Raw genomic sequence first — 13,252 nt, forward strand, 5'->3', positions numbered from 1 at the left:
GCGGCGGCGAAGCCCAGCGCATCCGCCTGGCCGCACAGTTGGGCTCCAGCCTCCAGGGCGTGTGTTACGTACTGGACGAACCCACCATCGGCCTGCACACCCGGGACAACCGCAAACTGATCGAAACCCTGCGCGAGCTGCAACAACAGGGCAACACCGTGGTCGTGGTCGAGCACGACGAAGACACTATCCGCGAAGCCGACCACCTGATCGACATGGGCCCGCGCGCGGGCATCAACGGGGGCGAAGTCGTGGCCCACGGCAGCCTGAAACAGGTGATGGGCAACAAGCGCTCGCTCACCGGGCAGATGCTCTCCGAACCCCTGCGCCACCCCATGCCCGATTTGCGCAACGCTGAGATGCGCAAGCTCTGGGACAAGGAAAGTCTGCACATCGAGGGAGCAACTCAGAACAACCTGCGCAAGGTCAATGTGAGCGTGCCCCTGCGCCAACTGGTGACCATCACCGGCGTAAGCGGCAGCGGCAAAAGCACCCTGATACGCGGCGTACTCTACCCCAACCTCAAACAGGCCATCGCCCAGAAACGCAAAACCAAACAGACCTGGACCGGCGCCAGCCAAATCACCGGATGGGAAAACATTGACCGAATCCTGGAAGTCGATCAGACCCCCATCGGCAAAACCCCACGCTCCTGCCCCGCCACCTACATCGGCATCTGGGACACCATCCGCAAACTCTTTGCCGGCACCGTGGATGCGAGACTGCGCGGCTACACCCCCGCGCGCTTTTCCTTCAACGCCGGCGACGGCCGCTGCGAGGCCTGCGGCGGCCAGGGCGAACAGAAAATCGAAATGAACTTCCTGCCCGACGTACGTGTTCTCTGCGACGTGTGCCACGGCTGGCGTTTCAACGACGAAACCCTGAGCGTCACTTATAAGGGCAAACACATCGGCGACGTCCTCGCCATGAACATCGACGAGGCCGTCGAGTTCTTCGCCCCCATCAGCAAAGTCCACCACGCCCTGCGCCTACTGCAGGACGTGGGCCTGGGCTACCTGACCCTGGGCCAACAGAGCCCGACCCTGAGCGGCGGCGAAGCCCAGCGCATCAAACTGGTGGCCGAACTCAGCAAAGCCAACATGACCCCGGAAGACAACAAAGGAAGAAGATCAGCCCACAACCTCTACGTCCTCGACGAACCCACCGTCGGCCTGCATATGGCTGATGTGGATAAACTCCTGCACGTACTGCACCGGCTGGTGGATGCGGGCAATTCAGTGCTGGTGATCGAGCACAACCTGGATGTAATTGCCGAGGCGGATTGGGTGATTGATATGGGGCCTGAGGGTGGTAGCCAGGGTGGCAAGGTTATCGCTCAAGGTAAGCCCGACACTGTGATCAAACGAAAGAAGTCTTATACGGGGCAGTATTTAAGAGAAATACTGAACTAGAGCTAAAACAGGCAACGGCGGATGCGCTTCGCTTATCCGCCCTACCACGACTTCCCGTAGGGCGGATAAGCCTGCGCATCCGCCATCTTTCTTCAAACACCCAACAGCTCAGTACGGTGACCGTTGGGGCGTCAGCGAACTAAACATTCTTAGAGGCCTGACATATAAAAGTCAGTCCTCATAGACGCGGCGGACGCCTTCATGCAGGCAATATAATGTTTTCCACTGTTATCTTTCAATTTTCTGAGCACGGCTTGTCGTATCTGCTTCTGTCCCCACTTAATCACCGATCCACCGCCAAACGGCCTGGGCACTAAATCCATCATACTGTCACACGCCCGTGTTTTTTCAATCAGACGCCCCAGAACCTCTAGGGTCCTCACGGTAATCCGCCAGTTCTGTGTCTGCGCGCCGTAAAAATTTTGAAGGACATCCTTGGTATCTTGAACTTCGGATGCGGTGAGAGGTTCACTCATAGTGTTTCCTTACAGAGGTTGGTGTTAAAACGGTTTAATAGTTGAAAGCACGTCTTTGACGTCATCTCTCGTCAGACCGTAAAGGTCCAGCATTGTCCAGGACGTTGACTCCTTCCCGGACACAACATAGGCCTTGTGCTTCTTGTCTGTTTCAGAATAGAGGTAAATTGTAATATTATCGCCGGTGTAACGCACTGCTTCGTCACCGCTCATCGCATCTAGCTTTATTGACCGAATGACATGCCGCTCGGCCCGGCTAAGGCTGTTCGGTAGCGAACTGAACTTTTCCATTAACGACAGGTTTAGGAGCGAAGAAGCGGAAAGCTCACTGTCATTCAGGCCGAAATCGCTTAATGATAAGGTTGATGCGGCGATTTTCGTGTCGTCAGAGAAGATGATGAACAGCATATCCTGCTGATGAACAAGCTTCTTTGGTGTGCTACTGATATGGAACGATAAGTGACTATTGGTTACGACCTCTATTCCGTCCGAAGCACGGCTGGCCAGTGATTGTTCGGAGGCCTGTCGCTCGCACGCGGGCTGAGCACACTCAGTAATATAAGGCGACGGGGTCGTGGCACAAGCCTGCAGGAAAACGGCAAGGCCAATCACAAAAGAGGAATATTTCACTTGAATCTCCTTTCAATAGCTATGTGAACCTTAATTCGTCTTGAACGCGACTGTCAATTTCAAACATTGAGGCAACTGTCCATTTGTGAAGTCAATCACAAAAGTCCCCATGCCCCGCTAATGGCCCATCCCCCAAACCGAATATGCATAACGCCCGCCATAGCCCAGCCATACAGTGAGCGCGCCAGCTTGCGCGCGGTAAAATCTATCTCGCTCAACCCGCTCGGACTAGTCCCACCTGGGCCTAACCGAGCACACTTCTGGAAAACAAGAGCTCATTTCTTTTAACAGACTTGTCAATCTAATCGAAAAACGACACTCATAGGCGCACTTCCTTCGTGGCTCTCGTACGCTACCGGGCCGTGGTAAACGAAAGGTGCCGACTTACCATTCACAAGTTTATTCTTTCTAACAAACAAATGGACGGATAGACCCAACTTTTGGTGATGAATGAGTTCTTTACCCCTCTTTTTATCCGGGGTAGTAGAACGTTGGCTTTGCCAGTGAAAGTGGTTGTCGTCAACCCAATAATCTACATACCGATGATTATCGACCTTCCCCTGCTTGTTCAATGTGACCAGCAAAACATGAGCTTGTTTCTGCTCCAGGAACACATGACCGCTGTTCCAGTTTCCAGGGCTATAGCTCGCTCCGAACAACTCTGGAATCTCCTCTCGATAAAATGCTTCACCAACAGCTAATTCGACAGGATCCACAATCGCGATCAACCTAGCAAAGGTGCGCAACTCATCAGCCATTTCCGGTGTTACACGTATATCTTGATAGTCTGGGTTGGCCGCGCGCAAGGTGTATTCTCCTTGCTCATCTTTTAACACTTTCCGGAGTAAGTATTGTGTATCTCCGGCCTCATCTACGCGCTCAATAGCAAGGGTTTTACCTGTGATGCTACCCGCCTTCAATGGACTGACCTGCTCAAGTAGCAGATAATCGCCATCGCGGACGGGGTTCTTTCCACCATTCATGGACTCCCCAGAAGCACGGGCAATGAAATGCCGCGTCGGGTCCAGGCGTCCGTAAACATTAGGCAAATGCCGGTACTCTTCTGCATCGGCCCGACTGTTGCGGAAATGACCGCAGGCAATCTTCAACGTTGGAAAGTAAGGCAACTCAATACCTGATCGCTCCGGCAAGCTAGTTACTCGGCTCTCTGGTGCTTCCAATTTAACACTGGCCCGCGCCTCGTAAGAAGCCAGCCGGTAGTCCAGAAGCTCTTGAGCCATGAATTCAAGTTCGGGAATCACACTAGGGTCAACTGTGAACGCCGGGACAAAGCGATCGCCTTCTACCCGAAATATTGCGGGATTTTTGTTCGTCCAGTGATCAACGGGATTCTTCTTCCAGTATTTTTGCCATTCTTTCGAGCCACCGTCGGAATTCCGTACTGAATCGCTGATTTCGACAAATAAACGGGGACGGCGCTTCAGCGCTTCCCAGGACGACTTAGCAAGGTCTTCCAGTGTTGGGGGCTCATACCATCCACCCAACTGCTGGAAGGCTTCTAGCAAAATCATCTTGAAAGACTTGGCCATTGAGGTAGTTTCCAGCTCACCAAAGAAGTCCTTGTGCTGGTTAACTAAAGCAGACTCCTTTTCTGAGAGATCACCCATGGCCTCAAGCAGCCCAAACCAGCTGCCATGCTGCCTCCTCGTTTGGGTAAGGTTTCCGCCAAAATGGTAATACTCAGTAAGTGTCGGGCGGCGGCCCAGGGTGTCTCTTAATGACACGTAATCCTTATCCGGCCCTTTGGCATCCAGATCTTTCAGAAAATTGATGATCTTCAAGTCATAGTTAATGAAGCACCCATCGGGAAGAGCCAAGCGCTCATGCTCAGCTTTTCGCCCAAACTCAGCGAGTTGGCGGTGGTTCATTGCCTGCCCCATCAAGGCTTGTGGCTTATGTAGAAAGCTCTGGTGATTACCCACAAAATCAATAATCACTAGCTGGGATTTACCCGGGCTATGGCGCAAGCCCCGGCCAATCTGTTGCAGAAACAGGATTTTTGATTCGGTTGGGCGAAGCAAAAGCACTGTGTCGATTGCAGGCAAGTCGACCCCTTCGTTGAACAAGTCGACCGAAAAGACAATATCGAGATCACCTTGCTCGAGGTGCTCCAATGCCTCGCCACGCGACAGTTCCGATTCACCATGCACTGCGGCAGCCCGTTCACCGCTTTTAATGAATTGCTCGGCCATAAATTCAGCATGCTGGCGAGACACACAAAATGCCAGAGTTCGGCTCTGACGGTACTGCCGCCACTCCCGAAGGGCGTGCCTGGCTCGGCCCAGAGTCGCCAACTTATTGGCTAACAAGCGAGGATCAAACTTACCATTTCGCCAAGGTATTTCTGTGTAATCGACACCTTCGTCATAGATTCCATAATAGTGAAATGGAACGAGATGCTCACTCCGCACACCATCGAACAGGGGGTACTCAAAAACCAAATTATCATCACACAAAGATAGTATATCGGAGCGGTCAGTGCGATCAGGAGTGGCGGTCAGCCCTAGCAGAAACTGAGGTGCAAAATGGCTGAGCAGCCGATGATAAGTGGGCGCTGCCGCATGGTGAAACTCATCAATTACAATGTAATCAAAGTGTTGGGGCTTGAATTGCTCCAAATGCTCAACCCTACCCAACGTCTGCACTGAGGCACAAAGAATGTCAACGGTAGTGTCGCGCTGTTTCCCCATATAAAAGCCAACCCTGGCACTGGGTTTAATACGAAGATAAGTCTCTGCTGCTTGATTAAGAATCTCTTCCCGGTGAGCGACAAACAAGATTCGCCGAGCGCCCATCTGCACCGCATCGAAGGCGGACAGCCAAGTTTTACCCAACCCAGTCGCCAGCACCACTACGCCGCGGCCATAACCTTGCTGGCGGGTATCATCCAATGCGGCCAAAGCCTCCTTTTGAACGATAGTCGGTTTCGGCGGAGCTTCCTGTTCAATGCTACCTGGGGCGACGGATTGAGTGGGCGGCTGACGCCGAGCCTCGTACTCGTCAACCCAAGCATCGCTCAGCGGTTGCGTCTTCGCATTTGCAAACAGTTCTTCAAAGCGGCTTACAGCCTCCAAGTACCCGGTATCGGTCGGAAAACTCACTTCATAGTTCCACTCCAGGCCATCCTGTAGTGCCTGACGGCTCAGGTTGCTCGAGCCGATATATGCTTTTCCCCAGTGCCCATCACTCTCGGTGGTACCGGCGAACAGGTAAGCTTTCATATGAAAGCTGCTACCCTGGCTCTGGTATACCCGCACCTCTGCTCCCTGATCTTGCAGCAACAGTAGTTTGCGCAAAGCTTCCGGGTCCGTAATATCGAGGTAGTCACTGGTGAGAATTCGCAACTTTGATGGGTTCTTGACACGCTCTAATACGTTATTCAGATCTTTGAACAGCAGATTGAGACCGGTAGTTTTGATAAACGCCACGGCCATATCAATTCGATTGGCACGGTTGATGGCGCGGCAGAGCTTGGGCAGGAAATGATTGTTCTCTCCGCCGGTAGTGAGTTTGCTGTGTGGTGCAGGCTGCTTGGTAAGCAGAATGTTCAGCCACTGCTCGTTCCTATCCCGGCGCTGGTCATCAGTCCGCCATAAGCGGTGGCTTTCCAAATCCTCAATGTCTGATAGCCACTGTTTCGCCTCGACTTCGGTTGCGTCGGTGAAATGCCGCCCCTCGTGGCTGCGCTCACCATCACCGACCTTGAAGCTTATATAGAGATTACCGCCGGGCCTCAGAGCCCGCCAAAGTCGATCAATGGCGTCTGGAATCTGATCTGCTGGTAGATGCAGTAGACTGGCACATGCCCAGATGCCGTCGTAAACGGCTGCTTCTGTGACTTCAGAAAACTGTCGACACTCAACAGCCAAACCAGTTTTGTTCCGCGCTAGTTCAGCTATAGCTAGAGCACCATCAAAGGCGGATACGGTAAAACCCTTGCGGTGAAAGTGAAGCGCATCTCGCCCAGAGCCACAGCCCGCATCCAGAATATGCCCGCCCTTGGGTATCAGAGGTAGAAATTCGCTGTAGAGCGCGTCCATGTCTACACCGAATGTCGATGACACAAATTCTTCCGCGTGCTCTTGGTAGTATCCAATCGTATCGGGCATGAGAGTCTCAAAAGATCAACCAGCGCTCAGTTTTAGGTACTTTACAGGATGAAAGATTCGCGTGCCAACAAGGCTGCTCGGATTGGTACTTCAGCAAGACTCTTGTCCTGGCGTCCTCATGACAAAGGCAGGGTTGGGCTAAGACAACTGGCGGGGTAAATTGGTGTGACTATGCGCGAGCAATCCTTGGCTCAAAACCAGTTTATGGCTTCTTTCCCTTCTGTTTGACCTCTTGCTCCAATGCCTCCAAGGCCTTTAGATCCTCGGCATCGGCTTCCAGTGCTTCATTTTGTCGCCTTTGGGTATCGAATTGCTCGTATCGCTCGTGGACAACGTGCTTTGCCTGCTCCGCGCTCATGGCGCCCACGCCTTGCAGGACGGGCCTCTCGTTGAATTCCAGCAGGCGGTCGACGTTGTTGCGCCAGTAATCCAGCGTCAGGTCTTTCCGGCCTTTGGCCCGCAATTCAGCCTGCTCCAGGAAGATCACCACCAGCCGGTTAAGGGTATCCACTTCGTCAGCGGTCAGGTAGTTCTTGGCAATTGTGACGTCTGTTTTGCGGACCCGCGCGCCTTTCCAACTGGTCAGCGCCATATTGGGCTCATGCGGGTCGGCACGGTGTACCACCAGCTCGGCGGCGGTATGGCTGGTGACGGCGTAGAGCAGCTTGTTCTGGACTTCAGCGAAGAACTGCTGGGCTGCCTGGTCGCCGGGCTGATAGTCGCTGGAGAGGGTAAAGAGATCGCGAACCTTCTGGTAAAAGCGCTTCTCGGAGGCGCGGATGTCGCGGATGCGCGCCAGCAGCTCGTCGAAGTAGTCCCAGCCGCCGGGCTCCCTCAGGCGCTGGTCGTCCATGATGAAGCCCTTGACCAGGTACTCCTCCAGGTGTGCGGTGACCCATTGGCGGAACTGGGTGCCGCGGGGGGAGCGCACTCGGTAGCCAACCGCGAGGATCATGGGAAGGCTGTACCATTTGACCCGGTAATTCTTGCCGTCAGCGGCAGTTGTCAAGTTTTCCTTTACAACTGAATGCTCGGATAACTCCCCTTCTTTCAAGATGTTACGGACGTGCAAACTGACATTTTGTTTGGTCGTAGAAAACAAGTCGGCTATTTCCGCTTGAGTCAACCACGCCGTCTCACCCTCTACCCGCAGTTGGATCTCTGCCTGCCCGTCCTCCGTGCGGTAGATGATCAGTTCCCCCTGGCTCATTTACCGGCCTCGCGGTTTTGGCGGGGCGCGGAGTGAGGTGCAGCGAAAACGTCGAAATCGAGCGGGCAGGGTGTCAGTAAGGGCTGCATATCCATGTCTCTGAACGGCTTTTCTGTCTAGCCAGTACTTTACAGGATTGGATTTTACGGTACCAATGCTGAAATAGGAAAAGCATATTGAACACGGAGGGGGATTTTCAGCTTCGGCTTCTAACGCTCTACTCCGGGGTCGAAGGCCATTGTTGCGCGGCATGTAACACTCGCAATACACGCGGTGCAATCGCATCCTCTTGGTACACAACGACATAGTTCGCCAGTACGACCAACTCCCGGGTTCCTTCAACTCTGCCCAAGCGGCCCGATTGTGGGAAGTATGCTAGCTGGCCGACCTTGGTGTTAATGTCGTCCAAGACCTGCAGCGCAGCCACAGGGTTATCGTCTGATATGTAATCGACAATGTCCAAGAGATCAGCGCGAGCCAGCGCCGACCAGTGTATGTCGGTCATTACTCTGCTTCCTTTCAATTACAGCCCGGGCTTCATCAATAACCTGTTGATGAGAGTTTCCTGGACCAGTGTCCGCCAGTGCCTCCAAGACCTTCTCCCGAAACCAGAGGTCGTGAGCCTTTTCATCGGTCGTAAGGCCTGCGGGCAAGCCCCCTTCTTTGCAGACACGAGTCAATAGAATACGGACGGCGTCCGACACAGTCAGGCCGACATCGGCCAGTTTGTTCGCCGCATCCGCCTTGAGTTTGTCGTCCACCCTAACATGCAGCATCGATGTATGGGCCATAAGCGCGACCTCCAGAGGATAAATACACCCTATTTTGTATCTCAAACGAGATACAGTCAAGCCAGATTAGCCCGGTACTGTCCGGAATGTGAGCGAGTGCCGGGTTATGCGGATACGTATCATTGGCCGGTTATCGTCGGCATTCAGCTCAACACATGAGCCGATTAGTTTCGATATTCGGCTCAAAGGCCAGTTTCAACCATCGTTCCACCTCGCAGGCGCCGTAGCGATGGGGTAGCATTGCGGTTTGACGCTACACACCCACTCACTGACAAACCGATTCGTTATGCCAACTCCCAAAATGTTCGTCCATGTCGCCGCCACCAAAGCCTTGGAAAAATGGCTGGGCGGTACCTTTGACCGCCTGCCCAGCCCGGATGGCAAGCGGGTGGGTACCCAGCCGTTGATCACCAATGCCGACCTGATTAGCTGGCAGTGCCATGTAATCGAGAACCGGCCCGGTAGTGGGCTTTACACGGCCATTGCGGTGGAGGCACACAGCCGCTTCACGCTGCTGTTGCCTTACAGCCAACGCCCTTCGCCGGAGAAGTTCTGGGTGGATCTGGTGGAAGCCTGGGTGGGCAACCTGTTCGAGTTGATGGTCGAGGGCGGTTTTGTGGATGACGATCAGTTCGAACAGGTGGTGCAGAATTTCACCGAGCGCGCCGCCGGCATGGTGTATGTCCGCAATACGGACCCGAGCGTGAACGGCCATGTTACCGAGGCCGAGCAGTGGGTTCGGGAAACTCTGGCGCACGAGCAGTTGGCGCAGCTCGATCCGGAGCAGGCGTTTGCCCTGGGGCGCTACATCAGCGATCTGCCCAAAACCGCGAAGACCCCGGAGGGCAAAAAAGAGCGTTTCGACCCGGTGCCTCGGTTTATGGACGATGGCCTGTACCGCTTTGGCAGTGGCCTGGCGCCCCACCCCTTCGTCGATACACCCGAGGGCGAATTCCCCAATCCTTATGATGAGGCATGGGACTACGATTTGGACGGCGATCTGGCGGCCGAATTTGCCGCAGAGCTCGACGAGCTACCAACGGGGGACGTCTACAGGCCTGTGGATCGCGGGCTTCCGGCGAAGGATGTGGCGTTTTTGGCCCAAGTGTTGCGCGACTACGGTACGCCGGCGTCTCTGCCCAACATCAGCGCACTGGATGGGTTTCTGACATCCATTGCCTCAAGCCCGGAGCCGGTTATGCCCAGTCAGTGGATAGGCGCTCTCTGGGGCGGGCCGGAGCAAGAGCCAAACTGGTCCTCGGAGGGTGAATTCGAGCGTTTTTTTGGCCTGGTGTTTGAGTACATGAATAGCATCATCCATACCCTGATTGATCAACCCGATGAGTTCTACCCGGTATTCAACGAACCTCAAGAGGGTCAGGACGGGTATGGCGTGGAAGACTGGTGCACCGGTTACACCCGAGCCATTATGGCCGCCGGCGATGCGTGGGAAAGTCTACCGGAGGAGTACCTCTACTTTCTCGGCCTGATCAACGTGTTCGGAACAGGGGAGATGTTCGAACAAATTCAGCACGAAAGCCCCGAAAGCCTACCGACTTTGGCGAGCGCCGTGCCGGCCGCCGCTCGCCAGCTACATGCGTACAGCCTGGATTTGAGGAGCCACTATGATCCCGCGCCGCCCGTGCAACAGCCGATGCGCGCGGAACCCAAGGTGGGGCGCAATGACCCCTGCCCTTGCGGCAGCGGTAAGAAGTACAAGAAGTGTTGCCTGCATTGAGCCATCCAAGGCGCGGAGAATCCGCGTATCACCTTTGATACACTGGCACCACACTTGATCCGGAGTACCCCATGAAGCACCTACATATCGATATCGTATCCGACGTTGCCTGTCCCTGGTGTGCCATTGGCTATGCCCGGCTGGACCAGGCGAAGCGGGCGCTGGCCGAGGAGATCGAGTTTACCGAGCAGTGGCGTGCGTTTGAGCTGAATCCGGACGATGACGCCCAGCCAGAGCCGATACTGCCGGCACTGGCGCGCAAGTACGGTCGGCCGGAGGCGGAGATGCAGGCGGCCCAGGCGGAGATGATGGGCATTGCCAAGTCCTTGGGACTCAACTTTGAGAAAATGCAGGAGCGCTATACCTGCAATACCTTTGATGCGCACCGGCTGCTCAAGTGGGCGGCGCCCCAGGACAAAGCCACGTTTTTGAAAAAAGCCCTGTTTGAGGCGTATTTCGGCCGTGCCGAGGATGTTTCAAAACCCGGCGTATTGATCGGTTGCGCCAAGGCCGCAGGGCTGGATGCGGACGAGGCGCAACGGATCCTGGAGAGCGACGAGTTTGGGCAGGCGGTGATGGAGGAGGAACGCAGTTACCAGAACGCCGGGGTGACGGCGGTGCCGGCGTTTGTGGTCAATCAGCGTTATCTGATTTCCGGGGCGCAGGAGGCCGACACCCTGGTAGAAGCCTTTCGAACCATGGCGCAAGAAATGGACAGCAACACCCAGTAGCGCTCACATCAAGGCCCACTACTTGATTGGGCCGTTGTCAATAAACACGCGATCTCCCACGGTGATCTGACCACTGTCGGTGACATCGCCATAAATTCCGAGGTTTTGATCGGCCTCGCGGACAATCGTCCGCAGTATACTGGTATCCGAACCAAAGCCCTGCTGCGCTCGCACAACCGCGCCGCACCGGGGAGCGGGTTCGGAGCACTCTATTCGCGCACTACCTATTCTCAGTGCCTTTCCCAACCAGGCCTGTTCGGCCAACCCCGTCATGCCCGACGGCGTTTCAATCACCAGATTGGGTCGAAACCGTTCGACGTCCCAATCGGCTTGAGCATTCAGCTCCGCCAGGTGCGTCAGACTCGCGGTAGACACGATGTGAAACGGAGCGACCAGGAAAAAGCTTCCCCGCAGTGAAACATAGTTTTGTGTTTCCTCGGGGAGTTGGTCCAGCGCGGGCAAAGGCTCACCCGGCTCGCGCTCGAAGGTTGCCTTCAACTCCTCAAGCCAGGTGTGATCGTCGGCTTTGTATCGACGGTAAAAAGCCTCATCGTTGGCCGGGCGCAACCGCTGTAAACGGCTCTCGTGCCCGAGCAATGCCGAGAGACGTCGATCTGTTTGAGGATCGGTCGCGGACAGGCGGGAGCCGTCCGGGAACTGAATTTCGATGGGGCTGTCGAGCGTCTGCGGGTTTACGGTTTGGGCTCGGCACTGAAGGAGTTGTGGCCGGAATTTACAACTCTGAATTTCCTGCCGGGCCACGTCCTGCACCGCCATGACGCGATCCCCCGACACCCCCATTGGGCCCAGCTGGACCGACTCGACGCGCTCTCCCGCCATCCCCTTGATGGGATAACGCCAGATGGCTTTTACTCTACCGATATCGATCACGTCGTCTCCCGTTCGGCTGTCGTCAGAGGTCCCACACTGGAGCTGCACCGCAATAAGTCATACGCCGCCGGGTGGCGTACCATTTTGGCGCATTGCGAGCACAGGTCGATTCATCGTCGCCAGTGCCACTCAGCCTTCGCGTCGAGCCCTCTCATTATGGCAGGGACTAAGCAGGAACCAGGCCAACAACCTTCGGGATGCTGATATTGAGTGGAGTCGGATTACGCCCCTTGCGGGGCTAATTCGACCTACGGGCTATCGGCTTGGGTAACGGCGGATGCGCCTACGGCTTATCCGCCCTACGCAACCTCCGCACTATCCGTAGGGCGGATCGGTCCGACGGTTCGGAGCGAAGCGCACCCGCCATTGCCCAAGCCGATAGTCTCGTAGGGCGGATAAGGCCAAAGGCCGCATCCGCCGTAACCTACCCAGATATTCAGCGACAGGTTACTCTTCGCCATCCAGGGTTCGGATGTAGGTGACGACATCCTTCAGGGCCTGTTCGTCTGGCAGGGTGTTGGCGAAGGTGGCCATTTGTTGGCCGAGCGGGTCGCGTGGGTCGCTGCCGCGGGCGCCGGAGCGGTAGTTCTGCAATTGGTTCAGCAGGTACCAGTCCGCCTGGCCGGCGAGTGCTGGGGCGCCGAGTTCGCGATTGCCCTGCCCTTCGGCACCGTGGCATGAAGCACAGACGGCGTAATGCTGCTCACCGGCGCTCGCGTTGCCTTCGACGGTGGCAACGGTTTCCCGCTGCTCCAGCTCGCTCAGGTAGCGCGACAGATCAGCGATCGGACGAATGGGCTCTGACTCGCTTTTCAAAAACTCGAGCGCCGCACGCATCGACATACCGTTCGGGTCCCGGAAGTGGGTGCCGCGTACACCGGCGTGGAATTTCTGCAGCTGGGCCTGGGCGTACCAGTTCTCGATGCCTGCAATGGGGGGCGCCGCCTGAGCGCGATCGCCGCCGGCGTCGCCACCATGACAGCCTGCGCAGTGCTGCTGGTAAAGCGTCTCCCCTTTGGAGGCGCTACTCCACTGCCGGAAGCTCGGTTCGAAACCGTGTTTTTTATGATACTCGGCATAGGCCTCTTCTTCGACTTGCTCGAAGTTCAGGTCCAACCCGGGAGATCGCAGTTTGAGGGCCATCTGCGATTCGCTGTCCAGCTCATCAACCACGGTCTGAAAAGCGGCCAGTTCGGCATTGCTGGGCTCGGCGCCGCGGTCGCGCCAGAGATCCAGCACCGCC

The 13,252-nt window shown here is 55.8% G+C and carries 10 protein-coding genes and 1 pseudogene; 3 read left to right on the forward strand and 8 right to left on the reverse strand.

The window, feature by feature from the left end; genetic code table 11:
- Nucleotides 1–1,412 (forward strand): annotated as a pseudogene (locus tag B3520_RS14990) (excinuclease ABC subunit A); the annotation flags it as partial.
- 149 nt (nt 1,413–1,561) lie between these two features.
- On the opposite strand, the gene B3520_RS14995 reads toward B3520_RS14990, so the two are convergent.
- The 6 genes from B3520_RS14995 to B3520_RS15020 form a co-directional block, all read right to left on the reverse strand.
- Nucleotides 1,562–1,888, reverse strand: a complete 327-nt coding sequence (locus tag B3520_RS14995; protein WP_286807480.1) for a hypothetical protein — start codon at nt 1,886–1,888, stop codon at nt 1,562–1,564.
- A gap of 24 nt (nt 1,889–1,912) precedes the next feature.
- Nucleotides 1,913–2,518 (reverse strand): hypothetical protein, encoded by a 606-nt coding sequence (locus B3520_RS15000; protein ID WP_286807481.1) that lies wholly within the window; start codon nt 2,516–2,518, stop codon nt 1,913–1,915.
- 296 nt (nt 2,519–2,814) lie between these two features.
- Nucleotides 2,815–6,648: a DUF3427 domain-containing protein gene (locus B3520_RS15005; RefSeq protein ID WP_286807482.1), complete on the reverse strand. Its 3,834-nt coding sequence runs from the start codon at nt 6,646–6,648 to the stop codon at nt 2,815–2,817.
- A 202-nt stretch (nt 6,649–6,850) separates the two neighbouring features.
- Complete coding sequence (locus B3520_RS15010) at nt 6,851–7,858, reverse strand: virulence RhuM family protein (RefSeq protein ID WP_286807483.1); 1,008 nt, start codon at nt 7,856–7,858, stop codon at nt 6,851–6,853.
- Between the two features lie 217 nt (nt 7,859–8,075).
- Nucleotides 8,076–8,363, reverse strand: coding sequence for a type II toxin-antitoxin system RelE/ParE family toxin (locus B3520_RS15015; RefSeq protein ID WP_286807485.1), 288 nt, complete (start codon nt 8,361–8,363; stop codon nt 8,076–8,078).
- Nucleotides 8,326–8,649 (reverse strand): type II toxin-antitoxin system RelB/DinJ family antitoxin, encoded by a 324-nt coding sequence (locus B3520_RS15020; protein WP_024462191.1) that lies wholly within the window; start codon nt 8,647–8,649, stop codon nt 8,326–8,328. Before B3520_RS15020 ends, B3520_RS15015 begins: the two co-directional genes overlap by 38 nt.
- Before the next feature lie 880 nt (nt 8,650–9,529).
- Between B3520_RS15020 and B3520_RS17555 the strand changes: the two genes are divergently transcribed.
- Nucleotides 9,530–10,387 (forward strand): UPF0149 family protein, encoded by an 858-nt coding sequence (locus tag B3520_RS17555; RefSeq protein WP_414673892.1) that lies wholly within the window; start codon nt 9,530–9,532, stop codon nt 10,385–10,387.
- A gap of 71 nt (nt 10,388–10,458) precedes the next feature.
- Nucleotides 10,459–11,118: a DsbA family oxidoreductase gene (locus tag B3520_RS15030; RefSeq protein WP_286807489.1), complete on the forward strand. Its 660-nt coding sequence runs from the start codon at nt 10,459–10,461 to the stop codon at nt 11,116–11,118.
- Between the two features lie 18 nt (nt 11,119–11,136).
- Here the strand turns inward: B3520_RS15030 and B3520_RS15035 are convergent, their stop codons facing one another.
- Nucleotides 11,137–12,009: an MOSC domain-containing protein gene (locus tag B3520_RS15035; RefSeq protein ID WP_286807491.1), complete on the reverse strand. Its 873-nt coding sequence runs from the start codon at nt 12,007–12,009 to the stop codon at nt 11,137–11,139.
- A gap of 447 nt (nt 12,010–12,456) precedes the next feature.
- The coding region (locus B3520_RS15040; RefSeq protein WP_286876379.1) for a cytochrome c at nt 12,457–13,252 on the reverse strand (796 nt) is incomplete at its 5' end.

The sequence above is a fragment of the Marinimicrobium sp. UBA4509 genome (assembly GCF_002388575.1).
Taxonomy (GTDB): Bacteria; Pseudomonadota; Gammaproteobacteria; order Pseudomonadales; family Cellvibrionaceae; genus Marinimicrobium; species Marinimicrobium koreense.

Bases quoted from the DNA above. Each gene is read 5' to 3' on its own strand.
- B3520_RS15010 (WP_286807483.1), bottom strand. From the start codon at position 7,858: ATGAGCCAGGGGGAACTGATCATCTACCGCACGGAGGACGGGCAGGCA.
- B3520_RS14995 (WP_286807480.1), bottom strand. From the start codon at position 1,888: ATGAGTGAACCTCTCACCGCATCCGAAGTTCAAGATACCAAGGATGTC.
- B3520_RS15020 (WP_024462191.1), bottom strand. From the start codon at position 8,649: ATGGCCCATACATCGATGCTGCATGTTAGGGTGGACGACAAACTCAAG.
- B3520_RS15030 (WP_286807489.1), top strand. From the start codon at position 10,459: ATGAAGCACCTACATATCGATATCGTATCCGACGTTGCCTGTCCCTGG.
- B3520_RS15015 (WP_286807485.1), bottom strand. From the start codon at position 8,363: ATGACCGACATACACTGGTCGGCGCTGGCTCGCGCTGATCTCTTGGAC.
- B3520_RS17555 (WP_414673892.1), top strand. From the start codon at position 9,530: ATGGACGATGGCCTGTACCGCTTTGGCAGTGGCCTGGCGCCCCACCCC.
- B3520_RS15005 (WP_286807482.1), bottom strand. From the start codon at position 6,648: ATGCCCGATACGATTGGATACTACCAAGAGCACGCGGAAGAATTTGTG.